Origin of the sequence: Pseudomonas sp. JZ134, from assembly GCF_051027695.1 — a bacterium.
GTDB classification, from domain to species: domain Bacteria; phylum Pseudomonadota; class Gammaproteobacteria; order Pseudomonadales; family Pseudomonadaceae; genus Chryseomonas; species Chryseomonas luteola.
This window is the reverse complement of record NZ_CP069250.1, coordinates 3773722-3799534: the sequence shown is the minus strand read 5'-3', so window position 1 is coordinate 3799534 and position 25813 is coordinate 3773722. Positions and strand designations below refer to the sequence as shown.

Sequence of the window (25813 nt, the reverse complement as noted above, 5' to 3'; positions counted from 1 at the left end):
CTATTTGGGCATGTAATGCAACTGCCAACGCCTGGGAATCCACAGAGATGCCAGGCCGATCAGGGCCGCCCAAGCGCTGGTGACAAAGAGAGCCTTGAGGCCAAGGTGGTGTTGGAGCCATGCGCCCATTATGGCGCCGCCAAGCATGCCGCCCCACGGAATCGCTTGCATCAGCCAGCCTGAGTGGCGCTCACCCAGCAGCCAGCGTCCCAGGCCTCGTCCCAGTCGTGAAAGTGCACCCGTAACATAGGTCAGCCCAATGGACTGCCCGTTCACCTGTTCCACGGCGGCGTTGATCATGCCCATGGCGAGCACGGCGGCTACCAGAGGTAGCAAGACTGAACCAGAAAGACCGCTGGTGGACCAGCCCGCCGCCGCGGCCAACAAGGCCGATGTCAGCAGCAGGAGAGGCAGCGCCCGACGGCCGCTCACGCGCACCACGACAATACCGAGTGCATTGCCGAGGATAAAAAGGCCGATAATAAGAAGCAGCCGCAAGAGGGTGGTGCTGTCGCCCAAGGCAACGGCTACGGCCAGTCGCGTCGTATTGCCGCTCATGAAGGATACGTAGTCACCAGCCGACAAGAAGCCAATGGTATCTTTCATGCCAGCCAGGATCGACAAGGCGGCAACCAGTACCAGTCCTACACGGCGATGCCGATGCATGCTCAGGTGGAGAGGTTGGGTGTGAGCATCTGCTGATGAAAGGTCAAGCGTGAGGCGGGTGCTATCCTGTTGTTTCAAGGCGCCATCCTGGGCGGAACCTGTCCGCGACGACTAAAGAGGCTGTTTTTATAGTCTGTCATATTCGGGTGGTTGCCCATCTGAATCCTATGGCTTCAGAAATGCACCGTTTAGTCGATAAGCTGTGACAGGCATAGCTATCGGTTGGCTATGCACCACTCTTTTTGTTCGAGGAATTGCCCCGTGAAAGCCCTGCTTGCGTTCGTACTTGCTTTCTCACTCGCTCTGCCAGCCTGGGCGGAGGAAAAAAAGGAGGCCGAAGAGGGCGCCCCGCAACCCAACTACATCAACCTGACGCCCGCACTGGTCGGTAATTACGGCTCTGGTCCAAAGCTCAAGTACTACAAAGCCGATATTGCCCTGATGACGATGAGTAAGGAAGACTCGGCGCGCGTGTCCTTTCATGAGCCCTTGATCCGCAATCAGCTCATCATGCTGTTCGAGCAGCAGACCGATGAGACCCTGACCGGTGCCGACGCCCGTGAAGCGCTTCGCCAGGCGGCGCTCAAGCAGGTCCAGGACATCATCAATGGCGAAGAAGGCAAACCAATGGTCGAGGACCTGTTGTTCAACAACCTGATCGTTCAGCCCTAAGTCATCGGCAGGCCAGGATGGCCTGCCATTCTTCGTCAGTTACTGGCATGACTGACAGGCGGCTGCCCTTTTGCAGCAATGCAAAATTGCTCAGGGCAGCCACCTCGCGCAGACGCGCCAGTGAAATGACCTGATCGAATACCTCGACAATACTGACGTCGCGGGCAATCCAGGGGTTTTTCTCCAGGGTGGCTTTCGACGAATGGTATGGGCTTTTCGGATCCAGCGCGGTCGGATCAGGAAAGGAATCATTTTCTATGCGGCCAATACCGGCTACGCCTGGTTCGGGGCAGCTGGAGTGGTAGAACAGAAAGAGATCCCCGGCAGCCATGGCCCGCATGAAGTTGCGTGCCTGATAGTTACGAATGCCATCCCAGCGCCCACTGCCGAGGCGTTGCAAGTCATGGATGGAAAACTCATCGGGTTCCGATTTCATCAGCCAATAAGGCACGAAGATTGCTCCTGGCAAAACGGTTCTGGACTTTCTGACGGTTGGTTGACGCAATGTTTGCGTCAGAAAACTGGTTAGCGCAGAATGCCGCGGTTTTTGAGTAGCCGTACGGCCTGGCATATAAACAGGTCGGCGGTGTCGTTAATTATGCCAATGAAGGGGTAGGCACATAGATGAAACGCAAGCCGGACTTGCTTTGGGTACTGGTCGCGCTGTTTAGCTTGGGCGTTGTGACGACAGGCTATACCCAAAGTCTCTGGGAAAAGCAGCAGGACAATTCACCGTCCGCTCATGTGATTCAGCAAGTGTCCCGCTGAATCTTCGCAACACGCTGTGGAATACCCTGCGTTGTAGTCTGGCGCAGGGTTCAGGCCTTCTCTTCCTTCCCGTACCATCCCTTATCCGTCACGGTTGCCTTCATCGGCACATCCCAACTGGCTAGGGCCAGCTGATCCACCTTCTGACATTCGTGGGCCAATCCTAACAATTTAGGTGAGCGCCAGGCGATGCGACGTTTGAGATAAGCCAGGCTCCGATCATAAAAGCCGCCACCCATACCCAGGCGACCGCCCTGTGCGTCGAATCCTACCAACGGCATCAGAATCAGATCGAGTGTCCAGGGTTTGCGCTGCTGTACCCGATTCGGTCTGGGTTCGACGATCCTGAAGCGATTGCGCACCCAGCGCTCGTGAGGGCGGACACGCTGAAAATGCATACGCGTGGCTGGCCAACGGCTCAATACAGGCAGGAAGGTGGCCTTGCCGCGGCGCTGGGCTGTTCGAAGCAGCGGACGCGGGTCGATTTCACCGTCATTGGGAAGATAAAAGGCAATCTGCCGGGCACGGCGAAACAGGGGATGATGACTGAGCTGACGATGCAGCTGTCGAGCAGCCTGCTTTTGCTCGGTAGGGCTCAAGGCCCGACGTTTCTGACGCAGGAGTCGGCGCAGGGCCGGACGAGAATGATCAGAAGCTTTGATCATGAGTGAAGGTAGCTCCCCGGAATGCCGCTGCCGGTGTAGCCCTTGAACCCGAGAGTTCAAGGTGGGAGAAGTCGTGGGCCATTAGGCTTTCCGGCGTGCGGACATGCACACAAGCCCAGCGAGCGACCCCCGTGGTGTTGCTTATCGGCTCAGGGACATGACCGACTGGCAAACACACCAGAGAGTGTGTCCAGTATACCCCTTCGCCATGAGAATCAAACCCCCCGTTCGTCCTGCTCTGTCGTCAGAGCCCGGTCGACACGGTCCAGCAGGTCGCGAACGCGCTCGCGCGTGCTGCTGACTTCGAAGTTCACGCCATCCTGGCGATGCAGCAGGTCGTGGGTGATATTGAGGGCTGCCATGACCGCAATGCGGTCGGCGCCAATCACTTTGCCGCTGGCACGGATTTCTCGCATCTTGCCGTCGAGGTAGCGCGCAGTGGTTTCAAGATTGGCGCGCTCGTCCGGTGGACAGCTGATGCAGTAGTCCTTGTCGAGGATGTGGACGGTGACGGTGTCGGTGCTCATGAGTCCTGCTCCAGGGCTTTCAGGCGTAAAATCATCGCTTCGACCTTATGTCGAGCCAAATCGTTCTTTTCGATTAGCTTGGCGCGTTCTTCTCGCCAGCCACGCTCATGGGCGCGCAGCTGGCGATTCTCTTTCCTAAGCTGTTCGATGTGTTCGAGCAGTTGCTCAATTTTATCGGTCAGTACTTGGAGATCGTTTTCGATCGAGGACTCGCGCATGGATGGCTGCTGCTCCGAGCTATACAAGGTTGGCCGGTAACAAGGTCAACGCGTAGGATACAAGGTTCATTCTAGCCATCACGTCGACTAACGACCATAGCCATCCATGACGAGTACATCATCTGCATACGCCGCGTTCACACAATTATTGAGCGAAGCGGCTCTTCCTGTCTCCCCGGCCGAGCTTCATGGCCATCTGATGGGCCGTATCTGCGCCGGCGCCGGGTTTGACGAATCCGACTGGCTTGTTGCCGCTACCGACCTCTTAGGCGGGGCGCCAAGTGACCGCCTGAAGTCAGCATTGATAGGGCTTCTGGGCATGGTACAGCAGGAGTTTGCCACCAACGAAGTGGCCATCGTGCTGCTCCTGCCAACCGACGAAGCGCCGCTCAAGGAGCGCCTGGCCGCTATGGCGCAGTGGTGCCAGGGTTTCCTGTCTGGCTTTGGGCTGACCAGTCGTACGGCGGAGCTGTCCAACGAAGCCAAAGAAGTTTTGCAGGATCTTGCCGCTATCGCGCAGGTGCAGGACACGCTCGAGGAGTCCGAGGAGGGCGAAAACGATTACATGGAGGTCACCGAGTATCTTCGTGTGGCGCCTGTCATTCTTTATAGCGAGTACGGCAAGAATCCTTCGCCTGCACCCAAGCCTTCAATCCATTGAGGATTGATCCGGCGGGCGAGGGCGAGCTTTCCGTTAAGGAGTTCGCATGATCCGCATTCCGAAGGCCGAGTTCGCCCGTCGGCGTCGAGCGCTCATGGCCGAGATGGCGGCGGGCAGTATTGCGATATTGCCCGCCGCACCCGTGCGTGTGCGTAACCGCGATATTGAATATGCCTACCGTCAGGACAGCGACTTTCAATACCTGACCGGCTTTCCCGAGCCGGATGCCGTCATGGCGTTGATTCCGGGGCGGGAACACGGTGAGTACGTGCTGTTCTGCCGGGAGAAGGATCCTGTCCAGGAGATGTGGACGGGCCCGCGCGCCGGTCAGGAAGGCGCGATTCGTCAATACGGGGCTGACGATGCCTTTCCCATCAGCGATATCCACGACATCCTGCCGGGGCTGATCGAAGGGCGGGAGCGGGTCTATTACGCCATGGGCTCAAACCCGGATTTCGATCGCCAGTTACTGGACTGGATCAACCTGATCCGCGCCAAAGCCAACCAGGGGGCACAGCCACCCAAGGAGCTGATTGCACTTGATCCTCTCCTGCATGAAGCCCGTCTCTTCAAGACCGCGGCTGAGATCAAGGTTATGCGTGAAGCGGCAAGTGTGTCGGGTGATGCTCATATTCGGGCCATGCAGGCCTGTCGGCCGGGGCTCAGGGAGTATCATCTGGAGGCGGAGCTTGATTATGCGTTTCGCAAGGGCGGGGCGCGGATGCCAGCCTACGGTTCCATCGTCGCTTCCGGCCGCAACGCCTGTATCATGCACTACCAGCAGAACGATGCGCTGCTCAAGGACGGCGATCTGGTGTTGATCGACGCCGGCTGCGAGATCGACTGCTACGCCAGTGACATTACCCGTACCTTTCCGGTCAATGGTCGGTTTTCGCCTGAACAGAAGGCTATCTACGAGATCGTGCTGGCAGCCAACGAGGCGGCTTTTGCCTGCATTGCGCCCGGGCGCCATTGGGACGAGGCCCATGAGGTCACGGTCCGTATCATTACGGAAGGGCTGGTTGATCTTGGCCTGTTGCGGGGCGAGATCAATACCCTGGTCGAAGAGGGCGCGTATCGTGATTTTTACATGCATCGGGCCGGACACTGGCTGGGGCTGGATGTACACGACGTTGGCGACTACCGCATCGGTGATCAGTGGCGGATGCTGGAGCCGGGCATGACCATGACGGTTGAGCCGGGCATTTACGTGGCGTCAGACAATCTACGCGTAGCGAAGAAATGGCGGGGCATTGGCGTCCGTATCGAGGATGATGTCGTGGTCAACCGCCACGGCTGCGAAATTTTGAGCCGCCATGTACCCAAGGCGGTCGATGAGATTGAACGATTGATGGCTGATGCCCGTGGCGCTTCGGCGTCCGACGCGGCCGTGTAAGGAGAGAAGACATGCAGCGCTGCACGGTGGCAATCATTGGTGGCGGATTGGTAGGCGCCAGCCTGGCCCTGTCGCTTCAGGAGCTGGCAAGGGTGCGTGGCTGGAAGATCGTGATGGTCGAGCCCTTCGCGCCGGGTGATGCCTTTCAGCCCAGCTATGATGCCCGCTCCTCGGCGCTGTCCTATGGCTCGCGTCTGATTTACGAACGGCTGGGCGTATGGAAGGCCCTGGCCGAGCGCGCCGAGGCGATCAAACACATCCATGTCTCGGATCGTGGACGCTTTGGTGCAGCTCGCCTGGATGCTGCCGAGCAGCGCGTCGATGCGCTGGGCTACGTCATCGAGAATGCCTGGCTGGGGCATTGCCTGTGGCACGCCCTGGACCGTGACATCATTGAATGGCGTTGTCCTGCCGAGGTTCGTCGTCTGGTTGCAGGGCCCGACGGCTATACACTGACTCTGGATGATGACAGTGAGCTGACCTGCGATCTGGCGGTTCTGGCCGATGGCGGCCGCTCGGCGCTGCGCGAGCAGCTGAGCATTCATGTGGAACAGACGACCTATGACCAGACGGCCCTGATTGCCAACATCACCCCGGGTGATCCGCATCAGGGCTGGGCCTTCGAGCGCTTTACCGATACCGGGCCGCTGGCCCTGCTGCCGCTGCCTGAAAACCGCTGCGCCCTGATCTGGACCCGCCCGCAGGCTGATGCAGAACGGCTGGCCGCGATTGATGAGCGATCGTTTCTGGCTGAGCTGCAACAGGCTTTCGGCTATCGACTGGGCACATTCCGGCAGGTAGGCGTACGCCACAGTTATCCGCTGACCCTGATCAAGTCGCAGGAGCAGGTAAGGCCGCACCTTGTGGTGCTGGGCAATGCCGCCCATAGTCTGCATCCGATCGCCGGACAGGGTTTCAACCTGTCGCTACGGGATGTGTCCGCGTTGGCTGAAACACTGGAAAACAGCGAAGCCAAGCCCGGTGACTTTGCAACCTTGCAACAGTACCTGGAGGGTCAGCGTCTTGATCAACAGCTGACCATCGGTTTCTCCGACCAGGTGACGCGGCTGTTTTCCAATGGCAATCCGTGGCTGGCGGCGGGGCGTAATGCCGGGCTGATCGGCCTGGAACTATGGCCCTCTGCAAAGGGGACGTTTGCCCGTCAGGCAATGGGACTCGGGACACGCCCGGCCCATGCCCTGTTTTGATCATTCCTGTCCTGTTAGGTCCATAACCGCTGCAAAGGAGCTTTGACCGTGGAAACCCAAGTAGACATCGCGATTGTCGGTGCCGGCATGGTGGGTAGCGCCCTGGCGCTGGCATTGGAGGGCAGCGGCCTGAAGGTGCTCCTCCTGGACCGCGGTCCGATGACGGTAAAGCCCTTCGACTCCGCCCAGCCCTTTGAGGCGCGTGTCAGTGCCTTGTCCGAAGCCAGCCGGCGTATCCTGCAGAACCTCGGGGCCTGGGAGGGTATTGCCTCTCGCCGTACCAGTCCCTATCGACGCATGCATGTCTGGGACGGCTCAGGCACCGGTGCCATTGATTTTACCGCCAGTAGCGTTCATGCCGATGTGCTGGGACATATCATTGAAAACCGTGTCATTCAGGATGCGCTGATGGAGCGCTTGCAGGCCTCCAGTGTCCAGCTGATGCCTGACGCCCGCATGGAGCTGTTGCGTCATTCTGGTGACGATTGGCTGATTCAGCTGGCTGGCGGGCAGGCCGTCCGTACCTCGCTGGTCATTGCGGCGGATGGTGCCCACTCGGCGGTACGGCGTCTGGCCGGTGTCGAGACGCGGGAGTGGGATTATCTGCATAATGCCATCGTGACCAGTGTCCGCTGCGCGCATCCCCACCAGAAAACCGCCTGGCAACGCTTTACAGACGATGGCCCGCTGGCGTTCCTGCCTCTGGATCGCGAGGGGGACTTACATTGGTGCTCGATCGTCTGGTCCTGCACACCCAAGGAAAGCGAGCGGTTGATGGCGATGGACGACAATGCATTCTGCGCCGCATTGGGTCGTGCATTTGAAAACCGACTGGGCGCGATCGAGCAGTCCGATCCGCGCGTCTGTATTCCGCTGCGCCAGCGCCATGCCAAGCGTTATGTCGAGCCGGGGCTGGCTCTGATTGGCGATGCCGCCCATGTCATTCACCCGTTGGCCGGGCAGGGGGTGAACCTGGGCTTTCTGGACGCCGCTGTGCTGGCTGAGGTCCTGCTGCACGCGCACAAGCGGGGCGAACATTTGGCCGATGTGCGTGTGCTGAGCCGCTATGAGCGCCGTCGCATGCCGCATAACCTTGCCATGATGGGCGCGATGGAGGGCTTTCAGCGCCTGTTCCAGAACGACAGTCTGGCCGTGCGCTGGCTGCGTAACACCGGCCTCAAGCTGGTCAACGATCACTTTGAGGCGAAGGCTGTCTTTGTCCGTCAGGCATTGGGCCAGACCGGCGATCTGCCGACACTGGCCCGTGTCTGATGAGGGTAATGACACAACTCGACACATTTGTTGAGACGGCTCGATAGGCGAGAGTCTTTATCATTTGCACCTGTCTTTCAGGGAGGTGCTTTACATGCCGTTTCGCAAAGTGGTTGCTGCGTGTGCAGTGTGGCTAACGGCTGGGGTCACCCAGGCGGCTGATGAGGTGGTGGTCTACTCATCGCGAATCGATGAGCTGATAAAGCCTGTGTTTGATGCCTACACCCAGCAGACCGGCGTAAGCGTCAAGTTCATCACCGACAAGGAAGCGCCCCTGATGGCCAGGATCAAGGCAGAGGGCGCCAACACGCCAGCTGATCTGCTGATCACCGTCGATGCTGGCAACCTCTGGCAGGCCGAGCAGATGGGTATTCTGCAACCGATGCAGTCAGCCATCATTGACCAGAACATTCCATCACAGTACCGCTCCTCGACGGGGCGCTGGACAGGGCTCACGCTCCGGGCGCGCACCATTGCATATGCACCGGACCGCGTTTCCGAGGACGAGCTGAGTACCTATGAAGCCTTGGCTGGCCCGGAATGGGAGGGCCGCCTGTGTCTGCGTACCGCCAAGAAGGTATACAACCAATCGCTGACGGCTACCCTGATCGAAGCCCATGGTGCCGCCAAGACTGAAGAAATCCTGGCGGGCTGGGTACGCAACCTGTCTACCAGCGTTTTCCCGGACGATAACGCCGTATTGCAGGCTATCGATGCAGGGCAGTGCGATGTGGGTATCGTGAACACCTATTACTACGGCCGGATGCACAAGCAGAACCCTGATTTGGGCGTGAAGCTGTTCTGGCCCAACCAAGACGACCGTGGCGTGCACGTGAATCTGTCGGGTGTTGGCCTGACGCAGCATGCGCCTCATCCAGAAGCCGCCAAGGCATTGGTCGAGTGGATGACTGGCCCAGACGCACAGGCACTGTTTGCCGGTATCAACCAGGAGTACCCGGCCAACCCGAGCGTACCGGCTTCGGCAGAGGTTGCCAGCTGGGGCCGGTTCAAGGCCGATACGATTCCTGTCGAGGTCGCAGGGCGGCGTCAGGCAGAAGCCATCAAGATGATGGACCGCGTCGGCTGGAATTGATATCCAGCGCACCGCTATCACGCGGTGCGCCCAGCCCTGTCAGTTACGAATCTACTGCCATACCGTCCTGAGGCGACGCCTAGACCGCACGCCCTTGGACTGCTTTCAGGTATACCCCGTGTCTCATTTCGCTGCTCGCCGCTGGTATGTCATTGCTTTCATGGCAGCAGGTCTGGTGCTCATGCCACTGTGCGTGCTCCTGCTTAGTTGGCAGCACATCGATACCGAGATCTGGTCGCACCTGTGGAGTACGCAGCTGCCCCGCCTGCTAAGCAATACCGTGATGCTTCTGATTGGCGTTGGGGTGGGCGTCACACTGTTGGGGGTAAGCCTGGCTTGGCTGACCAGCCTTTGCGAGTTTCCAGGCCGACGTTGGCTGGATTGGGCCCTAATGTTGCCCTTTGCGATCCCGGCCTATGTATTGGCGTTCGTGTTCGTGGGGCTGCTGGATTTTTCTGGTCCCGTACAGAGCTTTATGCGCGAGCTGTTTCACATGCGTCTGCGGTTTCCACCAGTGCGATCGACGGGCGGTGTCATCGTCGTCCTGGTGCTGGTGTTCTATCCCTACGTATATCTTTTGGCCCGCAGCGCCTTTCTGGCGCAGGGCAGAGGGCTTACAGAGGCAGCCCGCACACTGGGACTTTCGCCCTGGCAGGCCTTCTGGCGGATTGCTTTGCCAATGGCCTGGCCGGCCATTGGTGCTGGCCTGGCATTGGCCATCATGGAAACGCTGGCCGATTTTGGTGCCGTTTCGGTATTCAATTTCGACACGTTCACCACGGCAATCTACAAGACGTGGTATGGCTTTTTCAGCCTCTCCAGCGCAGCCCAGCTGGCCAGTCTGCTCCTGCTTGGGGTCGGTGTGGTGCTGCTGGGAGAGCGCAGGCTGCGTGGCGTAGCCCGGCCCGCCAATGAGCGGGCTCGTAGCGGCGCGCTGTATCGGCTGACAGGCTGGAAGGCAATCCTTGCCACGGGCTGGTGCAGCTTTGTTTTTGCCTGCGCCTTTGCCGTTCCGGTCGTGCAGCTGGTCGTCTGGTTCTGGCAGCGTGGCCGTTTCGATCTGGATGAGCGCTATGTCGGTTTGATCCTGCATAGCCTGGGGCTGGGGCTGATTGCCGCGCTGCTGGCCGTAGGCGTAGGGTTGCTGCTGGTGTTTGCTCGTCGTCAGGCGCCGCGCCGCACGGTTCGCTCCGCTATCGGGCTCGCCAACCTGGGCTATGCACTGCCGGGCTCGGTACTGGCGGTGGCTATCATGCTAGCCTTCAGTCTGCTGGACCGTGAGCTGATCGTGCCGATGTCTCAATGGCTGGGCGGTGCGGGCAAGCCGCTTCTGCTGGGAAGTCTGGGTGCGCTGCTGCTGGCTTATCTGATCCGCTTTCTGGCAGTCGCTTACGGGCCGCTGGAATCCGCTCTGGCGCGTATCCGGCGGTCGTTACCGGAGGCTTCCCGAAGCCTGGGTATCGGCGGATTGGGACTGTTCATTCGCGTGTATCTTCCACTGCTGACGCCAGGAGCGCTGTCGGCTGCCTTGTTGGTCTTCGTGGATGTACTCAAAGAGATGCCCGCCACGCTGCTGATGCGCCCGTTCGGCTGGGACACACTGGCTGTACGGATCTTCGAGATGACCAGTGAGGGCGAATGGGCGCGTGCGGCGCTGCCGGCTCTGACGCTGGTCCTGGTAGGGTTGTTGCCGGTCATTGGACTGATTCGTCGTTCGGCACGGCACTGATCGCGTCTGCCGCGGTCTGTGTCTGCCATCAAGACAGACGGGAGAAATTCAAACGCCCGCTTGTCATCTCGAACGACTACAATGCCGCCGCTGCAGCCAGCCGGACAACAAGGAGATCCCCATGGGACAGCGCACCCCGCTTTACGACTTGCATGTGGCCCTGGGCGCCAAGCTTGTGGATTTCGGTGGCTGGGATATGCCGCTGCACTATGGATCGCAAGTCGAAGAGCATCATCAGGTGCGGCGTGACTGTGGTGTGTTCGATGTCTCCCATATGACCATTGTCGATATCGACGGTGCGCAGGCTGAAAGCTATCTCTCCCGCCTGCTGGTCGGTGACGTGGCGCGTCTTTCCGCGCCGGGCAAGGCGCTGTACTCCATCATGCTCAACGCCCATGGCGGCGTGGTGGACGATCTGATCCTGTATCGCCTCGAACAGGGCTATCGACTGGTTACCAATGCTTCGACCCGCGAAAAGGTGCTCATTTGGCTGGACGTGCAGTCCGAGGGGTACGCCGTTACCCTCACGCCCCGCCCGGAGCTGGCTATCCTGGCCATTCAGGGTCCAGAGGCCCGCGAGAAGGTTGCGGATGTAGTCTCGCCGGAGCGCGCCGAGCTGATTCGCTCACTCAAGCCGTTCCAGGCCATGCCGGAGGGACAATGGTTCATTGCCCGGACCGGCTATACCGGCGAGGATGGACTGGAGATCATCCTGCCTGCGGATGAAGTCGTCAGCTTTATGAATGAGCTAGTAGGGGCCGGAATCGGGCCGGTGGGGTTGGGGGCGCGCGATACGTTACGCCTGGAAGCCGGTTTGAACTTGTATGGTCATGAGATGGATGAGCATGTCTCTCCTCTGGCCTCCAATCTGGACTGGACCATTGCCTGGGCACCGGAAGGACGTGATTTCATTGGCCGCAAGGCCCTTGAGGAAGAGCGTGATGCCGGACCCCGCTCACGGCTGGTGGGCCTGGTGCTGGAGGAGCGAGGTGTGTTGCGCGCGCATCAGGTGGTACGTATCGCCGGTTGTGGCGAAGGCGAGATCACCAGCGGCAGCTATGCGCCTACCCTGGGCAAGTCCATTGCGCTGGCCCGAGTACCGGTAGAGACAGGAGACCGGGCTGAGGTCGAGATTCGTGGGAAATGGCTGCCGGTGCGTGTGGTCAAGCCGTGTTTTGTACGTTTTGGCAAGACACTTATTTGAGCACGTTGACAGGTAATCGGCTATTTTGCGCTTTTTTCACGTCAGGCGTGGCGAGCAGACCATTCGACACGCTACGCTTGGGCTATAACGATTAGCCGATTGCCTTACAAGGAGCCGAACATGAGCACGATTCCCGCTGAACTTCGCTATGCATCCAGTCACGAGTGGGCCCGCCAGGAAAGCGATGGCACTATCACGGTCGGCATTACTGACCATGCGCAGGAGGCGTTGGGTGATGTGGTGTTCATCGAGCTGCCTGAAGTGGGCAAAACATTGGCGGCTGGTCAGGAAGCAGGCGTTGTGGAATCGGTAAAGGCAGCATCGGATATCTATGCACCAGTTTCCGGTGAAGTCATCGCTGTAAACGAGGCGCTGGCTGATGCGCCTGAGCAAGTCAATACCGACGCCTACACGGCGTGGTTCTTCAAGCTCAAGCCCAGCGATACGGCTGAGCTGGACAAGCTGATGGATGCCGACGCCTATAGCGCCGCTAACGACTGATCCCATTCAAAGAAAAAGCCCCGCCGGGCGATTCCGGCGGGGCTTTTTCATGGCCGCATGGTTTTACTGCTGGGCCGTCAGGATCTTGGTCGCCAGGTCGATATCGCTGGCGGAGCTTCCTGGCGTTGCGTTGCGCATTTCGCGCAGGGCGGCTTCCAGGTAAGGACCGCGAATTTCACCATTGCTCGCGAGGAAGGCGCTGGCGTCGTCCTGGGTTGCAATGACCATCTTGTGGTCGTCACGGCTGCTCAGGTAGGTCGAGCCGGTTGTCGCTCCCGAGGTGGCGACATGACGCCAGAATTTGGCATCGGCCATAGCAGATCCGGCAGCAAACGGCAGCAGTACAAGGGGAACCAATGCAAACTTCTTGAGGCGCATAGCAACATCTCCTTCTAAAGGTTCCCTTTAGATAAGGCGCGGGCCAAACGAGTTCCTTTGAAGGCAAAGTGCCTTCAAAGGACGTGAGCCGCTTGGCTTTCGAGCGGGTACTTGGTTCTAGCTTTAGGGCGCCTGAATCATTTCGTGGATCTTGCTGGCCAACGCATCGATATCGAAGGGCTTGGTCAGCATGTCCATATCCTTGCCCAGGAATTGGCTACGGATCTCGGCATTCTTGGCATAACCGGTAATGAACAGGACTTTCAGATTCGGTCGGTGCTTGCGCGCCACCTCTGCCAGCTGGCGGCCATTCATGCCGGGCAGCCCCACATCACTTACCAGGAGATCGATTCGCTGGTCGCTCTGGAGGAGAGGAATGGCCTGTTCGGCATCGCCGGCCTCGAAGGCGGTATAGCCAAGCTCGGACAGCACTTCGAGTACGATCATGCGTACCGCCGCCTCGTCCTCGACCACCAGTACCGTCTGGCCCTCCTGGGCGCGGGGCATTCCATGGGGTGTTTCGGTCACGAGAGTTTCCATTACAGGGTCGAGGTGGCGCGGCAACAACAAGGTAATGGCTGTTCCTCGTCCCACTTCACTATCGATCCGTACGTTTCCGCCGGATTGCTTGATAAAACCGTAGATCATTGCCAGACCAAGCCCAGTACCTTGTCCAGAGGGCTTGGTGGTAAAGAACGGCTCGAATGCCTTGGTCATGACTTCGGGTGTCATGCCTTGGCCGGTATCTTTGACCTGGATACGAATGTAATCGCCCGGTTCGATGGTTTCACGTCGTGCCGTTTCGGCGTCCAGGGTAACATTTGAGGTCTCGATGCTCAGGTCACCGCCATCCGGCATAGCATCGCGCGCGTTGATGACCAGATTGAGCAAGGCATTTTCAAGCTGGTGGGCATCGCTGAATGCCATCCACAGCTCAGTGTCCAGGTGTGTTCGGATTTTGATCTGCTCGCCTACGGTGCGGACGAACAGATCACGCAGGGAATCGATAAGCTCGTTCAGATTGACCGGCTTCGTATCCAGGGTTTGACGGCGGGCAAATGCCAGCAACCGATGGGTCAACGCCGAGGCTCGGTCGGCTGAAGCTGTGGCGGCATTGATGTAGCGATCCAGATCATCGGTACGGCCACTGATGACACGCATGCGGATAAGATCGAGCGCTCCGACGATTCCGGTCAGCATATTATTGAAATCGTGTGCGATTCCACCGGTAAGCTGGCCGATGGCTTCCATCTTCTGAGACTGGCGCAAGGCCTCTTCCGCACGTTCACGCTCATAGATTTCCGTAATGAGTCGTGTATGGCTTTCGCCCAGCTCTTGCGTACGCTCGGCAATCTTGGCTTCCAGGGCATCGGTTGCTAGACGTGCCTCGGTAATGTCGACATTACAGCCGATGTAACCCAGAAACCCGCCTTTGTCGTCGAAGCGGGGGACAGCCTCGCAGCGCAGCCAGCGAACTTCACCTTGGATGTCTCGCATCCGTATTTCACTGCGGTAGAATTGACGCGCTTCGAAGGCCTGCTGGTACTCGGCAACGCAGTGTTCGCGGTCTTCCTCGAAAATCATGCGTGTCCATCCACCGTCCCGGGCACTTTCATAAGAAAGGCCATATTCGCGTTCGTAGCGGCTGTTGACGAAGAGGGTGTTACCTTCGGCATCCACGGCCCAGATCAGGGCCGGTGCGTTGTCCGCCATCAGCCGGAAGCGCGCCTCGCTCTGCCGGAGCGCCTGTTCAGAGTGGGCCCGCTCGATAGCTGCCCAGACGCGATCGGCGATATCGCGCAAAAAGCTGACTTCCTCATTGGACCAGGAGCGTACCTGGTTATCGCAGATGAACAGATAGGCTGCAAAGCGGCCATGCTCGATCAGAGGGACGCTGACAAAGGCCCTAACATCGTTGGGCTCATACAAGGCTTGATAGTCCCGGGTGCGCGGATCCTGCTCGACATCCTGAATCACAACAGCCTCGCCCCGCTGCAGCTCGTCAAGGTAGGTGCCGTAGTCACTAATATGGAACGTACCGGTCAGGCTAGTTGTACTATGGCTCCAGTCATGGGTAACAACGGCTGTTTCGCCATCAGGCTCGACTTGGGCATAACCAACCCGTGAAACATTCAGGATGTGCGCGAGGGTGTGGGAGACAATACCGCCGATATCATCGGTGTCGCTTGCTTCACGCAGAGCGTCACCCAGCTCGATCAGCGCCGTTTGTCGCTCGGCGGCAGCGGTGCGCTCCTGAATCTGGCGAGTGAGCTCGCGATTGATGGCGTTGAGCGCATCGGCATTCCGGCGCTCCTTGCTGATGTCTCGCGCAATGCCAATGATACGGCGGGTGCCATCCGGGTCGGTCACACGGCGGCCTCTCACGCTTAGCCAGACCGGTTCGGTGCTGCTATGGGCGCGTACGCGAAATTCCAATTGTGCTTCGCTATCGCTATCGCCAGCGGTAGCCGTCCTGAACATAGCCTGGACGCTCTCGCTGTCCTCCGGGTGCAGAATGTTGATAAGCAGATCGGTCACGCTGCGGGAGGCACTGGCTGGAATACCGGTCATCTCGGTGATTCGGTTGTCCCAAGTGATCACATCGCGGTCGATATCGTAATCCCAGACGCCCAGCGCCGCGACATCGACGGCAAGGCTGATCCGTTGTTCAGCCAGCCGCAGGTCTTCTGCAGCACGGGTACGCTCGACAACTACACGGATGCGTTCAGCTACTTCGCGAACCAGCGCAATATCTTCGGCCGACCAGCTGTGCGGGGTGCTGGCATGGACATACAGCACGCCCTTGAGCTGGCCCTTGTCATGCTGGGGAACCAGCATCATGGCGCGAATGGCCCATTGTTCGAGATTTTCCCGCTGGGCATGAGTACGTGGATCGGTAGCCGTATCGTCTACCACGATAATCGCACCGCTAATCAGGTCGGCATTCAGGTCCGCGCTGAAGTCACTGAGCGAAAAGCTGCCGATTTCTGGAGTAACACTATTATCGTTCCAGCTGCTCTCGGCATTAAGCGCGCCAAAGCGGTCGAGCAGCGCATAGCCGATACGCTGTACGCCCAGTACGTTGCCAAGACTTTGGCCCAGGGCGTCGGCCACGTCGGTAGGCGTCAGGGTGCCGTGCAGGCGGTCCCCCAGTTCAAGCAGGAAGCGCTGGCGGTCGTGGGTACGAATCCGCTCGCTGATATCCATGAACGTGCAGATGGCGCCCTGTAGCTCGCCGTCACGCCAGATGGGCTCGGAGCGGTATTCGACGGGGAAGCGGCTACCGTCCTGGCGGAAAAACCAATCCTGCTCGATATGGTGGGGCGTGCCGGTGTTGGCTGTTTGGAAAATCGGGCATTCGGTTTCCGGGAGCGGCGTCCCGTCTGCACGGCTGTGGTGGATGATGCCGTGCAGGGCTCGCCCGAGAACCTGGCTGCGGTCAGCAAAGCCCAACATGCGCAAGAACGCCTCATTGCACAGGGTGGTCCTGCCCTGCTGATCTACAGAGTAGAACCCTTCGCTGATCGAGTCGATCAAGAGGCGTGTGAAGGCTTCGCTTTCAAGGCGCGCCGCTTCTGCCCGCTTGCGGTCATCAATGTCCAGCGCCACACCCACCCAGCGCTCGATTTCGCCGGCTGCGTTGAACGCCGGGGTGACGCGCGCTTCAAACCAGCGGTATTGGCCGTCTGCGGCACGGAAGGGCGCCTCGATCTTGGCGGCTGTACGGCGAAGGATGGTGTCACGCCAGGTGTTTTTGACGCGCTGGATATGATCTGGATGGACCGCGCGCATCCAGCTGTCCGGATTCATGTCGTCCGGGTCAAGGCCGGTATAGGTGTACCAATAGCGGTTGGTGTATTCCATGAAACCGTGGCGGTCACCAAACCAGACGATCTGTGGGCTGACATCCATTAAAGCCCGGTAGCGGGCTTCGTTTTGCTCCGCTGTCCGCTGTTGCAGGCGTTCAGCTGTAAGGTCCTGCAGGGTCAGGAGGAATCCGTTGGTCTCGTCCCGCTCGGTCTGCAAGGCGTGGAGACTGTAGCTGGCCTGCAGGATGTGCTTGTCCTTGCGCAGGTAAAGCCCTTCGCCCTGATGATGCCCTTGTTGCCGAGCGTAGGTCAGCAAGGTCTGGGGAAGCTGGCGGGCTTGGTCTTCGGCCGTGAAGAGCAGTTCCAGTGACTGTCCGCTCAACTCATGCTCATCCCAACCCAGGGCCGATTCGGCGCCAGGGTTGCAGGCCAGTATGCGCCCCTGGTTATCCAGAATCAGCAGTGCCTGACCCGGCTGGTTATGCATCAGCTGACGGTTCATCGACTCGCTGCGTTCGTACGCAGCCTTCACCAGGCGCAGATCCAGGAGCTGCATGACCTGCCGGCCAAGTGCCTCAAGGGATTGCGTTTGGGCTGCAGTCAGAACGCGAGGCTGCCAGTCCAGCACACACAGCGTTCCAAGAGGTATGCCGGCAGATGACACCAGCGGGACGCCGGCATAGAAGCGCAGGCCGTCTGCGGTCTTGACGAGCGGATTGCTGGCGAAGCGATCATCCCCACGTAGATCAGGAATCACCACCGGGCCTGGGTGTTCGATGGTTTTGGCGCATATGGAGAGATGCAAAGGCATTTCCCGCACGCCAAAGCCTTTTTCAGCCAGAAACCATTCCCGATTCTCGGCAATCAGGTTGATGACAGCGATGGGCGCATGGCAGATCTGCGAGGCCAACTGGACGATATCGTCAAAGGCGGGCTCGGAGGGGGCGTCGAGGATGTCGTAACGGTCAAGCTCCGCGAGTCGCTCGCGTTCGCTCCAGCCTGTTGGCAGTACGGGGGCATTACTCAACACAGGCTCCGCATGATTCATCATCGTCCATAAAACCCATATACAACATCAGGGAATTTCCATTCTGCGTCACTTCATTATGCAGTGATACCCTTTTTTGGCGAAGTTCATAGATCATTCATCGCTCGCTTTGTGGTGTAACGCGGAGGACTTCTTCCATAGTAGTCAAACCTGCCGCAATTTTTTGCGCACCGGAAAGACGAAGGCTTCGCATGCCCTCTTTGAAGGCCTGTCGACGTAGCGCCGTGATATCGGTATCCGGTGAAATCAACTGTCGGGTCGCATCCGAAAGCACCATGATCTCGTACACGCCAGCCCGGCCTCGATAGCCCGTATCACGGCATTCAGAGCAGCCTACGGGCTGCATGGCACCGGTGGGAAGCGGCGCGCTCCAGGGGCGGGTAAGCTCCTGCCAGTCCTGCTCGTTGAGCTCGATCGGCGCTTTGCAATGGGGGCAGAGTGTCCGCACCAGACGCTGCGCCATGACGCCCAGCACCGTTGCCCGAATCAGGTAATAGGGCACACCCAGCTCGATCAGGCGGCTGATGGAGCTGGGCGCATCGTTGGTGTGCAGGGTGGAGAGCACCAGGTGGCCGGTGAGGGCTGCTTGGATGGCCATCTCTGCCGTCTCCAGGTCGCGGATCTCACCGATCATGATGATATCGGGGTCCTGACGCATTAGAGCACGCACACCGCTGGCGAAATTCACATCGATATTGTGTTGCACCTGCATCTGATTGAACGAGTCCTCGACCATTTCGATCGGGTCTTCGATGGTGCACACGTTGACTTCCGGCGTCGCCAGCTGCTTGAGCGTGGTGTACAGCGTCGTGGTCTTGCCTGAGCCGGTCGGACCGGTTACCAGGATAATGCCGTTGGGCTGGCCGGTCATGGCGGACCAGCGGCGCAGGTCATCGGCCGAAAAGCCCAGCTGGTCAAAACTCTTGAGCAACACATCAGGGTCGAAGATACGCATCACCAGCTTTTCGCCAAAGGCGGTCGGCATGGTGGAAAGGCGTAGTTCCACTTCTTTGTCGCCGGGCATACGCGTCTTGACGCGACCGTCCTGCGGCTTGCGCTTCTCGGCCACATTCATGCGGCCCAGGTTCTTGATGCGGCTGATAACTGCCAGGGTTACCTGCGCTGGAAACTGGTAAACGCTATGGAGCACGCCGTCGATACGAAAGCGAACGGTACCCTGGTCACGGCGCGGCTCTACGTGAATATCACTGGCGCGCTGTTGGAAGGCGTACTGGAATAGCCAATCCACGATGTTAACGATGTGGGCATCGTTGGCGTCCGGTTCCTGATCGCTGGCGCCGAGGTTGACCAGCTGTTCGAAGTTGCCGACGTTGATGCCGCGCTGCTCGACTGCCGAGGCGCCGCTGACCGATTTGGCCAGGCGGAAGAATTCCTGTGTGTAGCGTTGAATGTCGACAGGGTTGGCCACCACACGCTTGATGGGTCGCTTGAGCACATGGGTGAGGTTGCTCTCCCAGCTGCTGACAAACGGCTGGGCGCTGGCAATGGTCACCTCATCGGGAGCAACGGCCACCGCCAGGATCTTGTTGCGCTGGGCGAAGGCGTAGGACATCAGTGGCGTGATCGAGGCCACGTCGATCTTCAACGGATCGATTCGGAAGTAGGGCTGGCCAGAAAACTCTGCCAGCCACTGAGTCAGGGTTTCCAGGTCCAGTTTCTTCCCGGGACGCTTCAAATCTTCTACATTCTGGGCGGCCAGAAATTCGAGCGGGTGCTGCTGGGGATTATTAGCGCCGCGGCGAATGGTCAGACATTGCTCGGCGGCCTGCTGGTCGATCCGACCTTGTGTAACCAATTCACGCAGGACGTCGGAGAGCTCCAGCCAACGGTCCTGAGCGGGGGATGCGATAGCGGACATGCAGGTCTCCTCGTCTGTAATGTACTGCTTTAACCTTCGATCGGAGCGCCTGGCCGTACGGATAACGGCAGACAGCAGTTTCGTTTGATCGTCAGGCTTGCGCTCGGCCGCTTATACACAGCTGAGCCTTTAGGCTATAGGAAGTTCGGTGCGTCCGACGATACGTCAATGAGCGCCAGAGAGGCGCCCAGAGGATGGCTGATCATTATATGAACAGCGCCGTCGCGGTGAAATCATGGCGCACCGCCATTAGGGCCAGTGCGCCATGCTGTCTGATTAGCGGGGCAGGGCTTTCCAGGCTGGCAGTGAAATAAGCGTTCGTGCCTGGTTGGCTACTGCGTCGTGCTGCTCGTGGGCGATCAGCGCTGGCAGTTTGGCAAGCTCGCCATAGAGACGATCCGTCTCAGGCAAGTCAAGCACCGGACGGGCGAGGCGTAGCCAGACCAGCATCCGCTCGACACGTGGCAGCTGCTCTGCCACCAGCTCAGGTTGGTTCATGCCGCGCTGAAGAGGAATCGCGTCAGCCTCTTCGGCCAGGGTTCGGGGCAACCACTTGCCCAACGACAGCTGGCCTAGCTTGTTGCCTCGGTCATTACGGGCTTCTGTCCAGCGACGATCATGCAGCCAGCGGGCCGCCACCAACGAGAAGTGGCCCCAGCGTGGCTTTGCCAACTCGTTGGCAAAGCGCTCTGGGGCCTGCTGACGTGCTTCTTCATCTTCCTGGCCAATGGTTGCAAACGTTTTCCAATCCGCCAGCAGCGCGTCCAGTGCCTGGCGCAGGTCACGGCTGGACGTACGGGGAACTGCCTGGCCCAGACTGCTCAGCAGCGCCCGCAGGTCGACGAGTTGATGTACCCACTCCACAAGCAGACGCCAGTGGCCATTCCAGCGGTATTGTTCTGCCAGACGCTGGCTGCTGCCGAGCAGGTGCCAGGCAATGGCCGCGAATGCGTCATCCAGGGTGGTTTCCGCCGTCAGGGTAGGGGGCGTCAGATGCAGGGTGTAGCTGGCTGCATCGTGCAGGCGATAGCCGCGTTCGGCCTTGCTGATGTCGCAAGGCATTAGCGGCAGGTCAGCCGCCAGCTGTTCAGCCAGCTCAAGAAGGTCGGCCGGCTCGCCCTCGCGCAGCTCAAGCTCCAGCTCGCAGATGGCTTCCTGATGTTCGCCAGCCAGGACCGCACCCTGGTCCAGCGCTGCCTCGACTACAGCACGGCTCTTGCCGCGTTCCCATGCGATATCGGCATAGTCGCGAGTGAAATCGGTTGTGAAGATCGGCTTGAGCTGGTGTTTGTCCAGATCAGCCAGAGCCGCTGGCCAGCATTCAGGGCCCAGCAGGCTGGTGTCCAGGTCTGGACCGCTCAGGTTCCATTCCCACTCGTTGCGCTCGGACAGGCCTGCCACGCTCTGGCCGCGGCTCTTGAGGGTCTGGATGTACTGGTCACCATCGCGACGGACCCGCAGCGCCACTCGGGCATGGGCCAGCTCACGGGTGTCGGTGTCGTAGTATTGGTTGTACAGCTCGCGGCGCTTCCAACCTTCCTTGTTGCGTTTTTTCAGCACAGGGTGCTCACGCAGGGCAGCAAGGGTTTCGGGAGTCGCGCGTAATTTGATTTCGGTTTCTTTGGCCATGGCAAAAAGGTCTGGTGCCTGAAAGATCTGTGAAGTGAAGCGTTCGACCGGCGCCTTGGCGCAGCGGTATAGCTAGGCCGGCAAGGCTCGCTGGGCTATGAGTCGACTGATTGGGTATCAGTGTATCTAACCCTGCGGCCCATGACAGGAGATTCGCATGGCGCTGGCGTCATCTTTTCGAGGAGCGGCGTTGACCCGGTCATTCAGCACTCTAAGATGGGAACTAGCCGAAGGAGTACGCCTATGCCCATCCCCGCGCTCAAACAGCAATTCAAGGCCTTGTTGGCCGAATCGTCCGTCAGTTGCACACAACCACAGCTGGACCAGTCCAACGCGGGCGTCATTACGCAGTTGTCGAGCTGGTTGGGGGATCTGGGCTTTCGCTGTGAGACCCAGGAGATTCTGCCCGGCAAATACAACCTGATCGCGACCTATGGCAGCGGACCGGGTGGGCTGGTTCTATCCGGGCATACTGACACCGTGCCTTACGATGAGCCGCTCTGGGCCAGCGACCCGCTAACACTACGCGAGGCGGATGATCGTTGGTATGGGTTGGGTAGCTGCGACATGAAGGGCTTTTTCGCCTTGGTGATCGAGGCGGTTCGTACGCTGATCGACCAGCCGTTCCGTCATCCCCTGATCATCCTGGCGACCTGTGATGAAGAATGCTCCATGGACGGCGCCCGGGCGATCGCCGAGGCAGGCAGACCATTGGGACGTGCCGCGGTGATCGGCGAGCCGACCAGTCTCAGGCCCATCCGCATGCACAAAGGCATCATGATGGAGCGTATCGATATCCTGGGGCAGAGCGGCCATTCGTCTGACCCGAGCCTTGGGCGAAGCGCCATGGAGGCCATGCATGCCGTCATGGGCGAACTCATGGCGCTGCGGCAGCAGTGGCAGCATGAGCACCACAACCCTTTTTTCAACGTGCCGCAGCCGACCCTGAATCTGGGCTGTATCCACGGTGGTGACAATCCCAACCGGATCTGCGGGCAGTGTGCGTTGGAGTTTGACCTGCGTCCCCTGCCGGGTATGCAGGCGGACGAGCTGCGCAATCTGATCAAGGGGCGGCTGAGACCGATTGCAGAGCGCCATGCCGTCAAGATCGACTACCAACCCTTGTTTCCGGCGGTTCCACCCTTCGAGCAGTCAGCTACCAGCGAACTGGTCCGCATCGCCGAACAACTCACCGGCTGCGAGGCCCAGGCGGTAGCCTTTGGCACCGAAGCGCCGTATCTTCAACAGCTGGGGATCGAGACGTTGGTCATGGGGCCTGGAAATATTGCCTGCGCCCATCAGCCAGACGAACATCTGGAGCTTTCCCAGATCGAACCAACCGTAAAGGTGCTTCGTCAATTGATTCACCATTACTGCATAACGCTACCAATAGCCAAGGAGTGACCGTGTTGCTGCGACGACGATGAACGAGCCCTCACCGTTCACCTTTTACTTTTGCTGCACAAGGTTTTCTCTTTAATGCACGATTACGTTAATTGGCTTCGCCACGCGTCTCCCTACATTAATGCTCACCGTGACCGGACCTTTGTGGTCATGCTGCCTGGCGACGGGCTGGAGCATCCAAATTTCGGCAATATCGTCCACGACCTCGTGCTGCTGCACAGCCTGGGTGTGCGCCTGGTACTGGTGCATGGCTCGCGGCCACAGATCGAGACGCGACTGGCTGCGCGCGGTATTGCTCCACGTTTTCACCGTGACCTGCGCATCACCGATGCTGCGACGCTGGAGTGCGTGATTGATGCCGTGGGCAGTCTGCGCCTGTCCATCGAAGCCCGTCTGTCCATGGACATGGCTGCCTCTCCCATGCAGGGCGCGCGATTGAGGGTAGCCAGCGGCAACCTCGTCACCGCGCGACCCTATGGTATCCATGACGGTGTCGATTTTCACCACACCGGTGAGGTCCGCCGTATCGACCGCAAGGGCATCAGTCGCCTTCTGGATGAGCGCACTATTGTGCTGCTGTCACCGCTGGGGTATTCGCCCACCGGGGAGATTTTCAATATTGCCTGTGAAGACGTTGCGACCCGTGCCGCTGTCGATCTGGCCGCCGACAAGCTGGTGCTCTACGGCGCCGAGCAAGGTCTGCTGGATGCCGAAGGCAACCTGATCCGTGAGCTACGTCCTCAACAAGTGCCGCCGCATCTGGAGCGGCTTGGCAGTGGCAACTACCAGGCGGAGCTGCTGGATGCGGCCGCTCAGGCCTGCCGGGGTGGAGTGCGCCGCACGCATATCGTGAGCTATGCCGAGGATGGCGCGCTGCTCAACGAACTCTTTACCCGCAGCGGTAGCGGCACGCTGGTGGCGCAGGAGCAGTTCGAGTCCATTCGCGAGGCGGATATTGGCGATGTGGGCGGTCTGATCGAACTGATCCGTCCGCTGGAAGAACAGGGGATTTTGGTACGCCGCTCGCGGGAAGTACTGGAGCGGGAGATCGACAAGTTCAGTATCGTCGAGCGGGAAGGGCTCATTATCGCCTGTGCCGCGCTGTATCCGATCGCTGATTCAAACGCAGGCGAGCTGGCCTGTCTAGCGGTCAATCCTGACTATCGACATGGTGGGCGGGGGGACGAGTTGCTGGAACGCATCGAGCAGAGGGCCCGCGCTCAAGGCATCAAGACCCTGTTCGTCCTGACGACCCGCACGGCTCACTGGTTCCGCGAGCGAGGCTTCGAGCCCAGCAGCGTCGATCGACTGCCCAGTGCTCGTGCATCGCTGTACAACTATCAGCGCAACTCAAAGATCTTTGAAAAAGCGCTATAGGTGATTCTGGCCGGACAGCCCGGCCAGAGCCCGAACGCTACACGCTCAGCGTGCCGAGGATGCTGGCTTGGTAGGCCGCTGCAAAAGTATCGAAGTCGCCTTGGTCGGCAGTCTCCAGTTCTTCTTGGTCCTTCAATGACTGTTCTGCCATCTGCTCGAAAAGGGCCTGCTGTTCGGGGCTTAGCTCCGCCTGGCGGAAATAGTCAGCATGGACCTTGCTCTGTCGCAGAGAGAATTCGGCAAAGCTTTCGCCATGCTCGCGCATTTCAGCCAGGACTCGAGCCGAAGGCGTCAGGGCCGGGTTGATAAACTTGTGGCGCTGCTCTTCGACTGATGCATGGTAGACGCTGCCACCGTAGGCGGTATCCAGCAGTTTGGCACAGCGATCAATACAGCCCAGCAGCCGCTCGGCCCAGTCCAACATTGAAATCGGGGCGCCCTGGCGTTGTAGGAACAAGCCTGGCTTGCGGCCTTCCTTCACAACCTTGGTAAAGTTCTGCGTACATTCGCCACACTCGCCGTTCAGCGGCGGACTTTCCTCAAGGGCGCAGAACAGCAGGAACGCATCCAGGAAGCGTGACTCCACCACGTCGATGCCCAATGGCAGGAACGGGTTAATATCCAGGCACCGGACTTCGATGTACTGCACGCCCCGGGCAATCAGTGCCTGAACGGGGCGCTCGCCCGTACGGGTAACCCGCTTGGGCCGGATGTTCGAGTAATACTCGTTTTCAATTTGCAGAATATTGGTGTTGAGCTGCACCCATTCACCATCGCGGTGAGTGCCGATTTCAGCGTAAGGCGGGTAGGGAGTCGCCACTGCCTTGCGCAGGCTCTCCGTGTAGCTCTGCAGGTCGTTGTAACACGGCGTCAGGCTGGCTTGCGCCTCGCTCTGATAGCCCAGGTCGCTCATGCGCAGACTGGTCGCGTACGGCAGGTACAGCGTGTCGGCATCAAAGGTCTCCAACTGATGCGGGCGGCCACGCATGAATCCGACATCCAGCGCAGGAGAGGCACCGAACAGATACATCAGCATCCAGCTGTAACGGCGGAAGTTACGGATCAGCGCAATATAGCGGGAGGATTGGTAGTCACGATCGCTACGGGTATCGCCTTCGGCCTGGCGTAACAAGGGCCAGAGCGTTTCCGGCAGCGAAAAGTTGTAATGGATACCAGCGATGCACTGCATGGTCCGACCGTAGCGCACGGCCAGCCCGCGGCGGTAGACATGCTTGAGCTTGCCTATATGGGAATCGCCATAATGGGCAATCGGAATCTGCTCTTCCTCCGGTAGCGGACACGGCATCGACGGGCTCCACAGGAGCTCACCGTCAAGCTGTCGCGTAGCGAAGCGGTGAATGATGTCGAGCTGCTCAAGCACCTTGGCAGGGTCATGCGCCGTCGGAGTAATGAATTCAAGCAGGGCTTCGGAGTAGTCCGTCGTGATCTGAGGGTGAGTCAGGGCCGAGCCCAGGGCTGTCGGATGAGGTGTCTGAGCCAATTGGCCGTGCTCGTCCACACGCAGGGTTTCACGTTCGATGCCGTGCTGACACTCAGTCAACAGCGACAGATGGGCAGAATCGCCGAGCAGGGCCAGGCGGCGGGTCAAGATATCGCTCAAGATGTTTTCCTTCACTCGACAGTGGCCCCACTATGGGGATGAGTGAGCCGGTGTACAAGTCTGTCGAATAGACTTCAATAGGCCTACC

At 59.4% G+C, this 25813-nt stretch carries 22 protein-coding genes and 1 other RNA gene; 12 read left to right on the top strand and 11 right to left on the bottom strand.

Annotated features, from left to right (window positions below; translation table 11 throughout):
- Positions 1-666, bottom strand: a complete 666-nt coding sequence (locus tag JQR86_RS17690; RefSeq protein WP_434154947.1) for a YoaK family protein — start codon at positions 664-666, stop codon at positions 1-3.
- 261 nt (positions 667-927) lie between these two features.
- On the opposite strand from JQR86_RS17690, the gene JQR86_RS17685 reads away from it, so the two are divergent.
- A complete protein-coding gene (locus JQR86_RS17685; protein WP_010796702.1) occupies positions 928-1338 on the top strand; it encodes a flagellar basal body-associated FliL family protein in 411 nt (136 codons plus the stop codon).
- Position 1339: 1 nt separating this feature from the next.
- On the opposite strand, the gene JQR86_RS17680 is transcribed toward JQR86_RS17685, so the two are convergent.
- Positions 1340-1789 carry an EVE domain-containing protein gene (locus JQR86_RS17680; protein WP_407362742.1) on the bottom strand — a complete coding sequence of 150 codons (450 nt, stop codon included), beginning with the start codon at positions 1787-1789 and terminating at the stop codon, positions 1340-1342.
- Positions 1790-1962: 173 nt separating this feature from the next.
- Here JQR86_RS17680 and JQR86_RS17675 point away from each other — a divergent pair, with 173 nt between their 5' ends.
- On the top strand, positions 1963-2106 hold the full coding sequence (locus tag JQR86_RS17675) for a hypothetical protein (protein ID WP_010796704.1): 144 nt from the start codon (positions 1963-1965) through the stop codon (positions 2104-2106).
- 50 nt (positions 2107-2156) lie between these two features.
- Here the strand turns inward: JQR86_RS17675 and JQR86_RS17670 are convergent, their stop codons facing one another.
- The 4 genes from JQR86_RS17670 to JQR86_RS17655 form a co-directional block, all read right to left on the bottom strand.
- Entirely contained in the window at positions 2157-2771 is a 615-nt protein-coding gene (locus JQR86_RS17670; RefSeq protein ID WP_150348191.1) for a 5-formyltetrahydrofolate cyclo-ligase, read from the bottom strand.
- Positions 2772-2780: 9 nt separating this feature from the next.
- Positions 2781-2958: non-coding RNA, 6S RNA (gene ssrS / locus JQR86_RS17665), on the bottom strand.
- Positions 2959-2986: 28 nt separating this feature from the next.
- Positions 2987-3298: a cell division protein ZapA gene (locus tag JQR86_RS17660; protein WP_010796706.1), complete on the bottom strand. Its 312-nt coding sequence runs from the start codon at positions 3296-3298 to the stop codon at positions 2987-2989.
- Positions 3295-3516: a TIGR02449 family protein gene (locus tag JQR86_RS17655; protein ID WP_010796707.1), complete on the bottom strand. Its 222-nt coding sequence runs from the start codon at positions 3514-3516 to the stop codon at positions 3295-3297. Before JQR86_RS17655 ends, JQR86_RS17660 begins: the two co-directional genes overlap by 4 nt.
- Positions 3517-3622: 106 nt before the next feature.
- Between JQR86_RS17655 and JQR86_RS17650 the strand changes: the two genes are divergently transcribed.
- From JQR86_RS17650 to gcvH, 8 genes are all read left to right on the top strand, one after another.
- Positions 3623-4177 carry a UPF0149 family protein gene (locus JQR86_RS17650; protein WP_404626607.1) on the top strand — a complete coding sequence of 185 codons (555 nt, stop codon included), beginning with the start codon at positions 3623-3625 and terminating at the stop codon, positions 4175-4177.
- Positions 4178-4223: 46 nt separating this feature from the next.
- Positions 4224-5573, top strand: a complete 1350-nt coding sequence (gene pepP, locus JQR86_RS17645) for a Xaa-Pro aminopeptidase (RefSeq protein WP_074821569.1) — start codon at positions 4224-4226, stop codon at positions 5571-5573.
- Between the two features lie 11 nt (positions 5574-5584).
- Positions 5585-6781, top strand: a complete 1197-nt coding sequence (ubiH, locus tag JQR86_RS17640) for a 2-octaprenyl-6-methoxyphenyl hydroxylase (protein ID WP_407362743.1) — start codon at positions 5585-5587, stop codon at positions 6779-6781.
- A gap of 87 nt (positions 6782-6868) precedes the next feature.
- On the top strand, positions 6869-8053 hold the full coding sequence (locus tag JQR86_RS17635; protein ID WP_219854969.1) for a 2-octaprenyl-3-methyl-6-methoxy-1,4-benzoquinol hydroxylase: 1185 nt from the start codon (positions 6869-6871) through the stop codon (positions 8051-8053).
- 94 nt (positions 8054-8147) lie between these two features.
- On the top strand, positions 8148-9146 hold the full coding sequence (locus JQR86_RS17630; protein ID WP_434153971.1) for an extracellular solute-binding protein: 999 nt from the start codon (positions 8148-8150) through the stop codon (positions 9144-9146).
- Between the two features lie 118 nt (positions 9147-9264).
- Positions 9265-10875 carry an ABC transporter permease gene (locus JQR86_RS17625; RefSeq protein ID WP_434153970.1) on the top strand — a complete coding sequence of 537 codons (1611 nt, stop codon included), beginning with the start codon at positions 9265-9267 and terminating at the stop codon, positions 10873-10875.
- Positions 10876-10996: 121 nt separating this feature from the next.
- A complete protein-coding gene (gcvT, locus tag JQR86_RS17620; protein ID WP_074821585.1) occupies positions 10997-12079 on the top strand; it encodes a glycine cleavage system aminomethyltransferase GcvT in 1083 nt (360 codons plus the stop codon).
- Positions 12080-12199: 120 nt separating this feature from the next.
- Entirely contained in the window at positions 12200-12580 is a 381-nt protein-coding gene (gene gcvH, locus JQR86_RS17615) for a glycine cleavage system protein GcvH (RefSeq protein WP_150348185.1), read from the top strand.
- Between the two features lie 63 nt (positions 12581-12643).
- Here the strand turns inward: gcvH and JQR86_RS17610 are convergent, their stop codons facing one another.
- From JQR86_RS17610 to JQR86_RS17595, 4 genes are all read right to left on the bottom strand, one after another.
- Positions 12644-12958: a DUF2388 domain-containing protein gene (locus JQR86_RS17610; RefSeq protein WP_010796716.1), complete on the bottom strand. Its 315-nt coding sequence runs from the start codon at positions 12956-12958 to the stop codon at positions 12644-12646.
- 123 nt (positions 12959-13081) lie between these two features.
- A complete protein-coding gene (locus tag JQR86_RS17605) occupies positions 13082-17794 on the bottom strand; it encodes a PAS domain S-box protein (protein ID WP_434153969.1) in 4713 nt (1570 codons plus the stop codon).
- Between the two features lie 118 nt (positions 17795-17912).
- Positions 17913-19694 (bottom strand): GspE/PulE family protein, encoded by a 1782-nt coding sequence (locus tag JQR86_RS17600; protein ID WP_074821590.1) that lies wholly within the window; start codon positions 19692-19694, stop codon positions 17913-17915.
- Positions 19695-19970: 276 nt separating this feature from the next.
- Positions 19971-21323 carry an inorganic triphosphatase gene (locus JQR86_RS17595; protein WP_407362747.1) on the bottom strand — a complete coding sequence of 451 codons (1353 nt, stop codon included), beginning with the start codon at positions 21321-21323 and terminating at the stop codon, positions 19971-19973.
- 243 nt (positions 21324-21566) lie between these two features.
- On the opposite strand from JQR86_RS17595, the gene argE reads away from it, so the two are divergent.
- Both argE and argA read left to right on the top strand, forming a co-directional pair.
- A complete protein-coding gene (argE, locus tag JQR86_RS17590) occupies positions 21567-22727 on the top strand; it encodes an acetylornithine deacetylase (protein WP_074821597.1) in 1161 nt (386 codons plus the stop codon).
- 75 nt (positions 22728-22802) lie between these two features.
- Complete coding sequence (gene argA, locus JQR86_RS17585) at positions 22803-24104, top strand: amino-acid N-acetyltransferase (RefSeq protein WP_074821604.1); 1302 nt, start codon at positions 22803-22805, stop codon at positions 24102-24104.
- Positions 24105-24141: 37 nt separating this feature from the next.
- On the opposite strand, the gene gshA is transcribed toward argA, so the two are convergent.
- Complete coding sequence (gene gshA / locus JQR86_RS17580) at positions 24142-25725, bottom strand: glutamate--cysteine ligase (protein WP_434153968.1); 1584 nt, start codon at positions 25723-25725, stop codon at positions 24142-24144.
- Positions 25726-25813 lie beyond the last annotated feature (88 nt).